Genomic DNA, 13,266 nt, shown 5'->3' on the forward strand with positions numbered 1-13,266 from the left:
CTGGTCCCGGCCCGCGCCCGGACCAGTCACTGGTCCCGGCCCGCGCCCGGTTCGGTCATCGGTCCCGGTCCGCGCCCGGTGGCCGCACCATGTAGATGTCGATCGGGTCCTCTGACTCGACGGTGAACCCGTGGCGTTCGTACAGCCGCCGGGCGGCGCTGCCCCGCAGGACGTTCAAGCGGACGGGCAGGCCATCGGCGTCGGTCCGGTCCAGGAGCGTCCGCAGGACGACCGTGCCGAGCCCCCTGCCCTGGACGTCCGGGGCGAGATAGAAGTGCTCCAGCCACCACCCGTCCTCGGCCGGCCGCAACGCGACACTGCCCGCGAAGGCGCCATCGGCCACGATGACCGACGTGTGCCGCGCGGAGAACGAGTCCCGCAACCGCTGCCGCACCCGCCCCTCGTCATACCGCCCCAACCTCTCCAAATCCCCCCGCATCACCACAGCCCGCAACTCCGCAATCACCTCAACATCCCCCGCCTCGGCCGGCCGCATCCCCCATTCCACGGGCCGGCCCGACATGACACCGGGCACCACCCGTCCCGCCTTCGTCCTCGCGTCCACGGCTGGATTATGCCAGCGAGGCCGTACGAGGACGCGCGCGACCAGGACCGTCCGACGTCCGCTCACGAGCTGCCCTCACCGGGTGGAGGCGGTCAGCGTTTGAGGAGGGTGCGGAGGCCGGTGGCGAGGTGGGTGTAGTGGGAGTCGTGGTTGTAGGTTTGGGCGGAGAGGCGGAGGAGGCCTGCGCCGGGCCAGGGTTTGATGCCTGTGTGGCAGCCCAGTTGGCGGAAGATGTCGGCGGACAGGGCCTCCGCCTGTTCGGTGGTCTCGGCGATGCCGGGGGGCAGGCGCAGGACGCGCATGGACAGTTCGGGGTCGGAGCGCCACGGCACCAGCCCGGCGATCTCGGCGAGGATCCGCTGCCCGCGCGCGACCAGTGCGGCGTTGCGTACGCGCACCTCGGGGGTGGCGAAGGCCAGGGCGTGCGGGGCGGCCAGCCAGGGGGTGTAGTCGCGGGTGCCCTGGAACTCGACGCTCCTCGGAAAGCCGTCCCGCTGAAAGAACGAGACGATCACCGGTTCGACCCGGTCGCGCCACTGCGGGGCCACGGCCAGGACGCCCGAGGGTCTCGGCGCGAAGGCCCATTTGTGCAGGTTCCCGGTCCAGAAGTCGGCGCCCAGTTCGCTGACGTCCACGTCCACCATGCCCGGCGCGTGCGCCGCGTCCACGATGGTCACCACGCCGAGCGCGCGGAAGCCGTCCACCAGGCGGCGGACGGGCAGCAGGCGGGCGGTGCTTGAGGTGATGTGGTCGAAGACGGCCAGTTTCGTGCGGGGGGTGACGGCGCCGAGGAACGTCTCGGCGGCCTGCTCCCCCGTCCACTCGCCGTCCGCCCGCCCGGGCAGGGTCACCTGGACCACCTTCGCCCCGGTCCGCGCGGCGGTGCGGCGGGCGGCGATCTCGACAGCGCCGTAGATGTGGTCGCCGATCAGGATCTCGTCGCCGGGGGCGAGCGGGACGCTGTTCAGCGCGACCGCGACGCCCTCGGTCACGTTGGTGACGAACGCCAGCCCTTCGGGGTCGCTGCCGAGGAACGCGGCGATCTCGTGCCTGGCCTTGGCGATCCGGTCCAGGACGGTGGCGAAGAAGGAGTCCGGGTCCCGCTCCATCTCCCGGCGCAGCTCGTCCTGCCGCTTGAGGACGTGGCGGGGCGCGGCACCGAAGGAACCGTGGTTCAGGTGCGCGAACGACGGGTCGAGGGCGAAGTCGTCGATGTCCACGATCCGGACATTAACCTGCCGAACCGGCGAACTCTACACCCGGTGTGCCCGGACGGCGGGCCCGTGAACGCCCGGACCGGACGGGTGGTCAGAAGGTGAAGGCCTGGGTGCGGACGCTGTTGTCGAAGTTGGACAGCAGGAGTTCGGGGTCGCCGACGGCGCGGATGCCGGGCAGGCGGGTGAACAGCTCGCGGTACATGATCTTGATTTCCTGGCGGGCGAGGTTGGCGCCCAGGCAGAAGTGCGGCCCGGGGCCGCCGAAGCCCACATGCGGGTTGGGCTTGCGGGTGATGTCGTACCGGTCGGGGTCGGCGAAGACGTCGGCGTCGCGGTTGGCCGAGCCGTAGAACAGCACCACCTTGTCGCCGGGCAAAAGCCGCACGCCCCGCATCTCGTACTCCTCGGTGACGGTACGGCGGAACTGCATGATCGGCGAGACGTACCGGACGGTCTCCTCGATCGCGCCGCCGATGTGGCCCTCGAAGTCGCCGGCCAGGCGGTCACGCTCGCCGGGGTTGTCGGTGAGCAGCTTGAGCCCGTGGGCCATGGTGTTGCGGGCCGTCTCGTTGCCCGCGACCAGGAGCAGGGTGAAGAACGAGCCGAGCTCCTTCGGCGTCAGCCGCTCCCCGTCGGGGTTGGCGTTGACCAGCGCGGAGACCAGGTCGTCGGCCGGTTCGCGTTCCCGCCGGCGGCCCAGCTCGATCACCAGGCGCTGCAGGGAGAACAGCGCCGCCATGTTGCGCCCCGCCATCGCGACGGTGCGCGGGAGGCTCATGCGCACCCCGGTGTACGCCGTGGAGACGTCGACGTGGCGGTGGACCTTGGCCCGGATGGCGTCGGGGACGCCGACCATGGCGCAGATCACCTGGATGGGCAGCCGGGCGGCGACCTGCGCGACGAAGTCACGCGGGCCCTCCTTGACCACGTCGTCCACGATGCGCTCGGCGGACCTGACGATGTCGTCGTCGAGCTTGGCCAGCATCTTGGGCGAGAACGCGCGCGACACGATGCGGCGGAGCCGGGCGTGCCTGGGGTCGTCGAGGTTGACCATCGAGTCGCCGAAGACGTGCTTCACCCAGCCGGGCGGCTCGGGGTTGGTCACGGCGGGCTCGCTGGAGAAGACCCTGGCGTCGCGGCTGGCCTCGACGACGTCGGCGTGCCGCACCAGGGCGTGGAATCCCTTGCCCGACCGGAGCAGCGGCACCCGCCGCTCGGCGAAGAACACGGGGTGGTCGAGGCTCCTGAGCCGCGCAAAGTCCGCGTCGCGCTGCCGGGGCGGCCTGCGCCAGAACGCGAGGTCCGCCAGGTCGATGCCCGTCTCCACCGCCGTTGTCACGGTCCTATCCTGGCACGCCCGTGACCGTCCCGCCCGCGCCTCGGAGAAGGCACGGGACGGGACCCGGCCCGGTGACCGGACACGGGACGGGACCCGGCCCGATGGCAAGGGCACGGGACGGACCGGCCCCGTGACAGGGCACGCGTCGTGCGGCCATCGGCGATGGCCGTCCGGCGGAGGTGGAGGCCGGCGGTGCGGACGCCGGCCGGTGCGGGTCAGCGGTACGGCTGCCAGCGGGTGGTCAGGTCGCGGGCCCGGAACGTCCGCATGCGGTGTTCCCACTGGGCGCGGATCCCCGGGTTGCTGCGCAGGATGGGCAGCACGCTGGTGACCAGCTTCAGCTCCCGCAGGCGGCGCAGCGCCGGGAAGCCGTCCCACTCGGTGACGTCCACGCCGTAGTGCTTCACCAGCATCGCGTGGTCGTCGATCGCGTAGTCGAGGCGGAGCCGGCCGACCGCGACGGGGGCGAGGTCCCACTCCCGAGGGCCGATGGCGGTGCCGTCGAAGTCGCACAGCACCGCCCCGCGCGGCCCGGCGATGAGGTTGCCGACGAACGCGTCCCCGTGGATGAGCCCCGGGGGCAGCGCGAAACGGAGCCGCGCGAGCTGCTCCTCGATCTCGTCGCACTCGCCCAGCAGGAAAGCGTGGTCGCCGGCGTCCAGTTCCTCGGGCTCGGCGAGCCGCTGGCGGACCTCCTCCATGGGACGCCAGTTCGGCAGCCCGGCCGGCGGGCGGGGCAGCGCGTGCAGGCGCTGGAGCAGGACCGCCAGTTCGGCGCCGCCGGGCCGCGCCCCGGTCTCGGGGACGTGCTCCCACAGGGTGATCACCTGCCCGTGCAGCCGGATGGGCTGCTCCGGCCCGGCGAGGAGCCGCACCGCGGGGAAGTCGTGCGTGGCCAGCCAGCGCGCGACCTTCACCACGGTCTCGGCCCGGTCGCGCGCGGCGGTGGAGCCGGCGATGCGCACCACCACCGGGGACGCGCGCAGCCGGAACACGGCGTTGTTGGTGAACTTGATCAGCTCGGCCCCGTCGGGGTCCAGCCCTCTCTCGGCGCAGACCGCCACCAGCAGCGAGCGCAGGTTGTCGCGGGTGAGCCCGCCGGAGGGGTCTATCGTGGCGATGCTCATACGGCCCGCATGTCCGCGATGCGGCGCCGCAGCTCGCGCGCCGAGGAGTTCTCCGCCCGCTGCGCCGCCGCGGACTCCAGCGGCTCCAGCCGGTCGACCGTCCGCACTGACCTGATCTGGCCGACCAGCGTGACGGCTTCGTGCCCGTTGTCCACTCCGCTCTCCACTTCCCCCATCTGGAGCTGCGCCGTGGCCAGCCCGATCAGTTCGAACACTTTGCTCCGCGCCATGGTCAGATCGCGTTTTCGCACGCTGCTGCTGAGCAGCTCGGCGGCTTTGGCCAGGTGGGCCGGGTGGGTCGGCGCGAGCCCCGCGTGCGTCATGCCGGTCGCCGCGTCCAGGTCGGCCTCGCCGAAGAACCGCACCCAGGCCGGGGCCGCGTCGCGGTCGGCGCGGTTGAACTCGTCACGGGCCCGCCGGATGGACTTCATCGCGAGCCGCTCGTCGCCGAGCAGGCCGTACGCCCAGGCCTCGTTGGCGCACAGCATGGAGACGGTCAGCTCGCAGCTCGCGTCCTGGGCGCAGATCTGCCCGAGCTGGAAGAACCGCAACGCGTCCTCGACGCGTTTGACGTGCAGGTGGAGGCGGCCCATGCGGTAGAGGATGTTCGCGGCCAGCGAGGGGTCGTTGGCGTATTTGGCCTGTTCCAGGGCGCGGGCGAGGTGCTGGCGCGCGGCGCCGTTCAGGCCGACGTCGAAGGAGGTCCACCCGGCGAGGTTGTGCTGGTCGGCCAGGGCGCGGTGCAGCCGGCGGCCGACCTCCTCCGAGCAGCTCACGTGCAGAAGGTGCTGGGACCAGGCGAGCTGGGACACCACCGCGTCCCGGCAGATGCCGCCGCCGTAGCGGTAGTCGAGCGCGCGCAGCGACTGGGTGACCGTCTCGACCTGCTCCACCTCGGCGTCGCCGATCCTCGCCGGGACGGGGGTGTCGACGCGGGCCAGCGGCCGGCGCCAGTCGTCCACCGTCAGCACCGCGGCCCCGATCGTCACCTGGGCGGCGTGCGCCAGCAGCCGCCGCACCTGCTCGTCCTCGTCGGCGTCCTCGTAGGGACCCGCGCGGGACGGCTCGCCGTCGTGGGGGGCGTCCTCGTAGGCGAGCCCCATGTACCCCCGGGGGGCGCCGAGGCCGTCCGCGATGCGCACCAGCACGTCGTACGCCATGACCTGGCGCCCGTTGAGGATCTCGGAGATCTCGGACTGCGATTGCCCGGTCAGCGCGGCGATCCTGCGCTGGGAGACCCCGACGCGCTGCAGCAGCAGGTAGACCGTGGCGATGTCCCGTACCGCCAGTGCCTGGCGCATCTGGGGCCGCTCCCAGATGGCGAAGCTGATCACCTGATCGCTCGCGTGAGTGACGTTCATACTGCCCCTCCGACAGTCAAGTCCTCTGACCCGTCAATTAACCCAGGACCTGCGGGATCCCGGAGGGGATAACCGTAGGACCGATCACCTGGGCAGATCGGCTGCGCCGATCGCTCCTAGAACGGAGATGGGTATCGGTGAGGCGTCTTACCACCCGGTGCGCACTTCCCCCACCCTGGAAGGCACTGCCCCGGGGGGATCACCGCGCGCTTCCTCCGCTCATGTCATCGTCCGAGAGCACAAGGAGTGATTCGCTCATGCGCGCCGAGCAGCCCGTCCAGCAGGAGGCTCTCCACCGCACCGGGGTCCTGGCGGAAGAGCGGTGCGGCCACGAGCCCCGCGTCCCCGGTCATGGCGCCTTCCGCGTACTGATCACGATGCTTCGCGGCGGCACCGCCTCGCGGGGCGCCCGGTCGGCCGTGCGGCGGGCCCTGGCCGGCGCGGGCGTCACCGCCGACGAGATCAGCGACACCGAGGTCATCGTGGCGGAGCTCGCCGCGAACTCCGAGAAGCATTCCCGAGGGCCGTACGAGCTGCGCATCCACTGCCTGAGCGGCATCCCGATGTGGTGCGAGATGGTGGACGGCGGGCACGAGCTGGGCGAGATCCCCGGCATCCTCGCGCGCCTGCAGGTGGACGCGGAGGCCGGCCTGGAGCCGTTCGCCGAGAACGGGCGCGGGCTGCTGCTCGCCCACATGCTGTCCAACGGCCGCTGCTACGCCTACCCGACCACGATGTCGGCCGGAGGCGCGCCCGGGAAGGCCGTCGCCTTCGCCCTGCCCGCCGCCCCCTGCGAGGGCGGCGGCTGAACGGCGGCGAAGCGGCGGCCTGCGGGGATGGGGTCCCGTTCAGGTGGTTGATGCGGGGACTTCATGCTGCGGTGGGCCGGATGTCCGGATCGGCGGGGACCATCCGGAGTATGAGTGCTTCGCGCGCATCCCGCCTGCTCACCGCCGTGACGCTGACCGTCACGGCGGTCCCCTCGCTCCTCACCGCACTCCCCGCCCACGCCCAGGCCACCAAGCAGGCCCGGGCGTGCCGTACCGCCGACCTGGTGGTGGCCGCGCCGTATGAGGTGGTGGACGGGCAGACGCGGGCCGGGACGGTCACCCTCTTCCAGGGCACGCGGAAGGAGGCCGTGCTCTCGCAGGACGCCAAGGGGATCGCCGACCGGCCCGAACGCGGCGACTCGTTCGGCGCGGCCGTGGCCTCGGGCGACTTCGACGGTGACGGCTGCGGCGACCTGGCGATCGGCGCGTCGGAGGAGTTCGCGGGCACGCCGGTGCCGGACGGCGCTGACGGCAACGGGATCGTGCACGTGCTGTACGGCACGGGTCACGGCTTCGTGCCGGCGGGGACGCTGGACGTGACGCACCTCGGCCGGGCCAGGGACACCGACAGGTTCGGCGCCGCGCTGGCCGCCGGGGATCTCGACGGCGACGGGGACGACGAGCTGGTGGTCGGCGTCCCCGGTCTGGCCGAGGGCGGCGGGGCCGGGATCTTCGGCATGAAGAAGCGCAAGCCGACCGGCAAGGGCACGCTCATCACCCAGGCCACGTCGTGGGTGGCGCAGGACCACACCGAGACCGAGCAGTTCGGCGCGGCCGTGGCGGTCGGCGACTTCGACGGGAACGGGCGCGCGGAGCTGGCCGTCGGCGCCCCGTCGGACACCGTCGGCACCACCCCCGGCGGCGGCTCGGTGACGATCCTGGACCTGCGCGCCCGCCAGGCGGGCCTGTACTCGCAGAACAGCCCCGGGGTGTCGGGCGAGGCGGAGAAGTGGGACGCCTTCGGCGCGGCGCTGGCGGCGGGCGACTTCGACCACGACGGCCGCGACGACCTGGCGGTCGGGGTTCCAGGTGAAGGGCTGGACGCCTTCCAGGACGGGCCGATGTACGGCAACGGGGGCGTGCACGTGATGTACGGGATGAGCCGGGGGCTGACGGCGATCGGCAGCGAGTTCTGGTCGCGCCGGACCAGGGGCATCGGCGGGAAGAGCCTGAACGTCGACCGGCTCGGGTCGGCGCTCGCGGCCGGCGACCTCAACGGGGACGGCGACGCGGAGCTGGCCATCGGGATCCCCGGCTCCGGCCGGGTCCTGGTGCTCGCCGGTACGCGCACGGGCGGGCTGACGGCCCGGCACCGGGTCATCCTGACGGGCAGGAAGGCGCATCCGGGCGACCTGTTCGGCTCGTCGGTCTCGATCACCGGCACGGGCCTGGCCGTCGGCGCGCCGGGCGCGGGCCGGGTCACCGTGGTCCCCGCCAAGGCGCGAAAGGGCTCCTACACCGGGCTCCGCCCCGAGAAGGCCCGCCTGCTGTCCGGCCCCGCCACGGGCCTGTTCGGCTTCGCCCTCACCCCCTGACGCCCCCGCACACGACATCACCGCACCGCCCGATGACGAAAGGCTAACTTTTCATTTCTTATGAATAGTTATTGACGACGCTCCGCCCCTGGTGCCAGGGTTCCTCTATCTCAACCGGCCCCCACCGGTTCTCAACGGAGGTCCCCTGTGACTCACCTCAACGTCAGCCGGCGCGGCTTCCTCGCCGGTGTGGGCGCGCTCGGCGCCGTATCGGCACTGGGCGCGTGCGCGACCAGCACCTCGTCACGGCCGGTGGCGACCGGATCCGGCAAGGGGTCGTCGGCCCTGCTCCTGAAGTCCCGCGAGACCAGCGACAAGAGCCGCAAGGCCATGCAGGCGCTGCTCGACGAGTTCGCCAGGCTCAACCCCTCGTACAAGCCGACGCTGAACACCATGGAGGCGGCGGCCTTCCAGCAGCAGATCCGCGCCGACCTCACGCTCGCCACCCCGCCCGACGTGCTGACCTGGTTCGCCGGCGAGATCGCGAACAACTTCGCCAAGCAGGGCCTCATGCTCGACGCCGGCTCGGTGTTCCCGGCCAAGGGCTACAGCGAGCAGTTCACCAAGCTGTCCACCGACGCCACCGGCAAGAAGATCTTCATCCCGACCAACTACTACTGGTGGGGGGTCTTCTACCGGAAGTCCCAGTTCGAGAAGTGGGGCGCCGCCGAGCCCAAGACCTGGGACGAGTTCATCGCGCTGTGCAAGACGCTGAAGGGCAAGGGCGTGTCACCGCTGGCCCTGCCGCTGTCGGACAGCTCGTGGCTGACCGCGTCGTGGTTCGACTACCTCAACCTGCGGATCAACGGCGCCGCCTTCCACCGCTCGCTGCTGGCCGGCCAGGAGGCCTACACCGACCCCCGGGTGGCCAAGGTGCTGGACGTCTGGCATGAGGTGCTGCCGTACTTCGATCCCGCGGGCAAGGGCCTGGCCTTCCAGGAGTCCTCGGCCAAGTGGCAGCAGGGCAAGAACGCCATGTTCCTGTGCGGCCCGTTCCTCGCCGACGCGATGCCAGCCGACGTGAAGCAGGACATCAGCTTCTTCCAGTTCCCGATCATCGACCCGGCGGTGCCGGTCGCCGAGGAGGCCCCGCTGGACGGCTTCTTCGCCTCCGCGCACTCGGCCAATCCCGAGGGCGCCAAGGCCTTCCTCGGGTACGCCGCCACGCCCGCCGCCCAGGAGCTGTACCTGCGGATCTCGGAGAACACGCTGATCCCGGCCAACAGCGACGCCAAGTCCCCGCTGAGCACCCCGCTCATCGAGAAGGGCCGGGCCATGGTGGCCGGGGCCGCCGACGTGACGCAGTTCTTCAACCGCGACTCCAACGACGACCAGCTCGGCGCCCTGACGACGGCCCTGGTGAGGTTCATCGACAAGCCCGGCGAGGCGCCCGGCATCCTCGAGCAGTGGCAGAGCGACTCGGCCAAGGCGCGCGGTAACTGAGCATGGCCACCCTGCCCAAGACGGTCCGGCGCGGATCCCGCGCCCCGGCCGCCCCGCGCCGGGGCGTCCGCGGCGGGTCCCGGGAGGCGGTGGTCCTCCTGGCGTTCGTGCTCGTCCCGTTCGCCATCGAGATGTTCTGGACCTTCTGGCCCGCGCTGAACAGCGTCTACATCTCCCTCACCCGGTGGGACGGCATCGCCCCGCCGGAGTTCGTCGGGCTGGACAACTTCACCCGGATGGCCTCCGACGAGACGTTCCGCACGGCGCTCGGCAACACCGTGCTGTGGCTGGTGCTGTTCGGCGGTCTGTCGGTGCTGGGCGGGCTGGCGCTGGCCCTGCTGCTCGACCGGCCGCGCAGGGGGATCGGGATCTATCGGGCGATCTTCTTCCTGCCCGTGGTGTTCTCGATGGTCGTCACCGCGCTGGTGTGGCGCATGATCTACCAGCCCGAGGGCGTGCTGAACAGCCTGCTCACCGCCGTCGGGCTGGAGGACCGGGCCCGCATCTGGCTCGGCGAGCCGGAGACGGCGCTGTACGCGCTGCTCCTGCCGGCCCTGTGGCGGCAGGTCGGGTACGTCATGGTGCTCTTCCTGGCCGGGCTGAAGACGGTGGACCCGCTGCTGCACGAGGCCGCGAAGATGGACGGCGCCACGGCGGTGGACCGGTTCCGGTATGTCACGCTGCCGCAGCTCCGCCCGATCAGCACGGTCGTGCTCGCGGTGACCGTGATCGACGCCCTGCGCTCGTTCGACATCGTCTGGGCGCTGACCAAGGGCGGCCCGTACCACTCCTCCGAGCTGCTGAGCACGTACCAGTTCTCCACCGGAGTGCTGGGGTCCCAGCTCGGCTACGGCTCGGCCCTCGCCGTGGTGATCTTCGCGCTCACCATCGGCACGATCATCGTCTATCTCGTCCGGAGCCTGCGTGAGGAGGAGGCCGCATGAGGACCACCGGCCGCCGGCCGTGGCTGTTCCACGGCGGCATGATCGCCCTGGCGGCGCTGTGGCTGCTCCCGCTCCTGCTGGTGCTGGTCACCTCGCTGCGGACCTTCGACGACCTCGCGGGCGCCGGGCTCGCCAGCCTGCCGGAGAGCCTCACCCTCGACCCCTACTCCCAGGCGCTCGGCGCCGGGGAGTGGCGCTCGATCGTGAACAGCCTGCTCATCACCGTGCCCGTCGTCGTCGTGACGCTGGTGCTGGCCTCGATGGCGGCCTACGGGCTCGCGCGGCACCGCATCCCGTTCCGCAGGACCATCCTGCTGCTCATGCTGGCCGGCAACCTGCTCCCCGCCCAGCTCCTGCTGATCCCGGTGCTGAAGCTGACCGAGCAGTTCGGGATCTTCGACAGCCGCATCGGCATGATCGTCGTGCTGACCGCGGTGGGCCTGGGCTTCTACACCTTCGTCCTGCACGGCTTCATGCGGGGCATCCCCGAGGAGGTCACCCAGGCCGCCAAGATCGACGGGGCCACGACCTTCGGCGTGTACGCGCGCATCGTGCTGCCGCTGACCAAGCCGGCGATGGCCGCGCTCGGGTCGCTGGCCTTCACCTGGACGTTCAACGACCTGCTGTGGGCGGTCACTCTCTTGCGCGACGAGACCAAGCTGCCGGTGACCCCGGCCATCCTGGGCATGCAGGGGCAGTACTTCTCGCAGTGGAACGTCGTCGCCGCCGCCACGGTGATCGCCGCGATCCCCACGGTGGTGGTGTTCCTGCGCTTCCAGCGTTACTTCATCTCAGGCCTGCTGATCGGATCATCGAAATGACACGGTGGGCGCTTCGCACCGCCACGACCTCCTACCAGCTCCGGCTGGCCCCCGGCGGAGGATGGGCCGAGCCGACCTACTGGGGCCCGGCGGTCGAGGAGACCCTCGCGCCCGGCCCGCTGGAGTACGACGAACCGCCGTCGCACCTCCCGTCCGCCGAGGTGGCCGCCTGCGAGTACGCCCCCTACGGCGTGCGGCACTTCGGCCAGCTCGACCTGGTCGCCGAACGGCCCCCCGTCTCCGGCGGCGGCGGTCCTGACGCCGTACGCGGCACCGTCTGGCGGTACACCGGCGACGAGCGTGACGACGCCGGCGGCACGACCGAGCTGCGCCTCCACTTCGCCGACGACCTCCAGCGGCTCACCGCGACGCTGTGCTACCGCGTCCAGACCGGCCATGACGTGGTGGAACGGTGGGCGGAGATCGGCAACGCGGGCGACACCCCGCTGCGGCTGGAACGCGTCCGATCGGCGGCCTTCACCGTGCCGACCCCGGCCGGAGCCCGGCTGGGCCACCTGCACGGGCAGTGGGCCCAGGAGTTCCGGCCCGCCGAGACCGAGCTGCGCCAGGGCCGGCTCACCCTGGAGAGCCGCTTCGGGATCACCGGGCTCGCCGCGTCCCCCTGGCTGTCGGTCCGCGCCCTGGACGAGCCGGACGGCCCGACGTGGAGCGCCGCGCTGGCCTGGAGCGGGTCGTGGACCATCGACGCCGACGTCGACGCGGCGACCGGCCTGACCCGGGTCAGCCTCGGCAGGCTCCCGTCGGAGGCGGCGATCGAGCTGGCCCCCGGCGCGACGTTCACCACGCCGGTCGCCTGCGGCCTGTACAGCGGGGAGGGGCCGCAGGGCGCGGCCCGCGCGTGGCATACCTACCAGCGCGGGCTCCGCCGCCCGGTGCGCCCGCCCATCGTGTACAACTCCTGGTTCGCCACCGGATTCGACGTGCGCGCCGGCCACCAGCTCGAACTGGCCCGCACCGCCGCCGCCATCGGCGTCGAGACCTTCGTCGTCGACGACGGCTGGTTCACCGGCCGCGACGACGACCGCGGCGGTCTCGGCGACTGGGAGCCCGACCCCGCCAAGTTCCCCGGCGGGTTCGGCGCGTTCGTCTCCGAGGTGCGCGCGCTCGGCCTGGGCTTCGGCCTGTGGGTGGAACCCGAGGCGGTGAGCCCCCGCTCGCGCCTGTACGCCGAGCACCCCGACTGGGTGTACCAGGTCCCCGGCCGGCCGATGACCACCATCCGCAACCAGTACGTGCTGGACCTCGGCCACGACGACGCCGCCGCGTGGGCGTACGCGACCCTCGACGGCCTGCTCGCCCGCCACGACATCTCCTACCTCAAGTGGGACATGAACCGGCCCATGACCGAGCGCGGCGCCGGGGACGACCGCGACGGGCGGCACGTCGCGAACTACTACGCCATCCTGGACCGCCTGCGCCGCGACCACCCCGGCGTGTTCCTCGAAGGGTGCGCGGCCGGCGGCGGCCGTGCCGACCTCGCGACGGCCGCCCGCCACGACGTGCTGTGGCCCAGCGACAACACCGGGCCGCTCGACCGGCTGGCCGTCCAGCACGGCTTCCTGCACGCCTTCGCCCCGCACCTGATGAGCTCGTGGGTCACCGACGACGACGGGATCTTCGACACCGCCCCCCGCAGCACGACGTTCCGCTACCTGACCGCGATGTCCGGCGTGCTCGGCATCGGCGCCGACATCGGCAGGTGGGGGCAGGCCGAGCGGGACGAGGCGGCCCGGTGGATCGGCCTCTACCGGTCGATCAGGGACGTCGTGCGGGACGGCGCCGTCCACCAGCACGGCCACCCGCACGGCCCGCTGTACGCCGTGGAGTACGCGCTGGACGACGTCGTGGTCCTGTTCACCTGGCGCACGGGGGCCGCGCGCGGCTCCGCCACCCACCCCTCCCGCCCGCTCCGCGTACGGTTGCGCGGCGCCGACCCGGGCGCCGCCTACCGGCGCCGGGACGACGGCGCGCGGCACAGCGGCGCCGCGCTCGCGTCGGCCGGCCTGGCGCCGCTCCCCGGCGACGGGACCGACGCGTCGGTGATCGTCCTGGAGAGGGTGTGA

At 72.1% G+C, this 13,266-nt stretch carries 11 protein-coding genes; 6 read left to right on the forward strand and 5 right to left on the reverse strand.

What is annotated here, in order from left to right:
* Positions 1-55: 55 nt before the first annotated feature.
* From NYZ98_RS04350 to NYZ98_RS04370, 5 genes are all read right to left on the reverse strand, one after another.
* A complete protein-coding gene (locus tag NYZ98_RS04350; protein WP_262841153.1) occupies positions 56-394 on the reverse strand; it encodes a GNAT family N-acetyltransferase in 339 nt (112 codons plus the stop codon).
* Positions 395-657: 263 nt separating this feature from the next.
* On the reverse strand, positions 658-1,785 hold the full coding sequence (locus tag NYZ98_RS04355) for an aminotransferase class V-fold PLP-dependent enzyme (RefSeq protein ID WP_262841154.1): 1,128 nt from the start codon (positions 1,783-1,785) through the stop codon (positions 658-660).
* Positions 1,786-1,873: 88 nt separating this feature from the next.
* Entirely contained in the window at positions 1,874-3,121 is a 1,248-nt protein-coding gene (locus tag NYZ98_RS04360) for a cytochrome P450 (protein WP_262841155.1), read from the reverse strand.
* A 215-nt stretch (positions 3,122-3,336) separates the two neighbouring features.
* Positions 3,337-4,248: a phosphotransferase enzyme family protein gene (locus NYZ98_RS04365; RefSeq protein WP_262841156.1), complete on the reverse strand. Its 912-nt coding sequence runs from the start codon at positions 4,246-4,248 to the stop codon at positions 3,337-3,339.
* Positions 4,245-5,609 carry a helix-turn-helix domain-containing protein gene (locus tag NYZ98_RS04370; protein ID WP_262841157.1) on the reverse strand — a complete coding sequence of 455 codons (1,365 nt, stop codon included), beginning with the start codon at positions 5,607-5,609 and terminating at the stop codon, positions 4,245-4,247. The genes NYZ98_RS04365 and NYZ98_RS04370 overlap by 4 nt, the downstream gene beginning before the upstream one ends.
* Positions 5,610-5,866: 257 nt before the next feature.
* On the opposite strand from NYZ98_RS04370, the gene NYZ98_RS04375 reads away from it, so the two are divergent.
* The 6 genes from NYZ98_RS04375 (at position 5,867) to NYZ98_RS04400 (ending at position 13,266) form a co-directional block, all read left to right on the forward strand.
* Entirely contained in the window at positions 5,867-6,418 is a 552-nt protein-coding gene (locus tag NYZ98_RS04375; protein WP_262841158.1) for an ATP-binding protein, read from the forward strand.
* Between the two features lie 110 nt (positions 6,419-6,528).
* Entirely contained in the window at positions 6,529-7,974 is a 1,446-nt protein-coding gene (locus NYZ98_RS04380) for an FG-GAP repeat protein (protein WP_262841159.1), read from the forward strand.
* Positions 7,975-8,121: 147 nt separating this feature from the next.
* Positions 8,122-9,417, forward strand: coding sequence for a substrate-binding domain-containing protein (locus NYZ98_RS04385; protein ID WP_262841160.1), 1,296 nt, complete (start codon positions 8,122-8,124; stop codon positions 9,415-9,417).
* A gap of 2 nt (positions 9,418-9,419) precedes the next feature.
* A complete protein-coding gene (locus NYZ98_RS04390) occupies positions 9,420-10,361 on the forward strand; it encodes a carbohydrate ABC transporter permease (RefSeq protein WP_262841161.1) in 942 nt (313 codons plus the stop codon).
* On the forward strand, positions 10,358-11,182 hold the full coding sequence (locus tag NYZ98_RS04395; protein WP_262841162.1) for a carbohydrate ABC transporter permease: 825 nt from the start codon (positions 10,358-10,360) through the stop codon (positions 11,180-11,182). Before NYZ98_RS04390 ends, NYZ98_RS04395 begins: the two co-directional genes overlap by 4 nt.
* Positions 11,179-13,266 (forward strand): alpha-galactosidase, encoded by a 2,088-nt coding sequence (locus NYZ98_RS04400; protein WP_262841163.1) that lies wholly within the window; start codon positions 11,179-11,181, stop codon positions 13,264-13,266. Before NYZ98_RS04395 ends, NYZ98_RS04400 begins: the two co-directional genes overlap by 4 nt.

It is taken from the genome of Sphaerisporangium corydalis (assembly GCF_025506355.1).
GTDB classification, from domain to species: Bacteria; Actinomycetota; Actinomycetes; order Streptosporangiales; family Streptosporangiaceae; genus Sphaerisporangium; species Sphaerisporangium corydalis.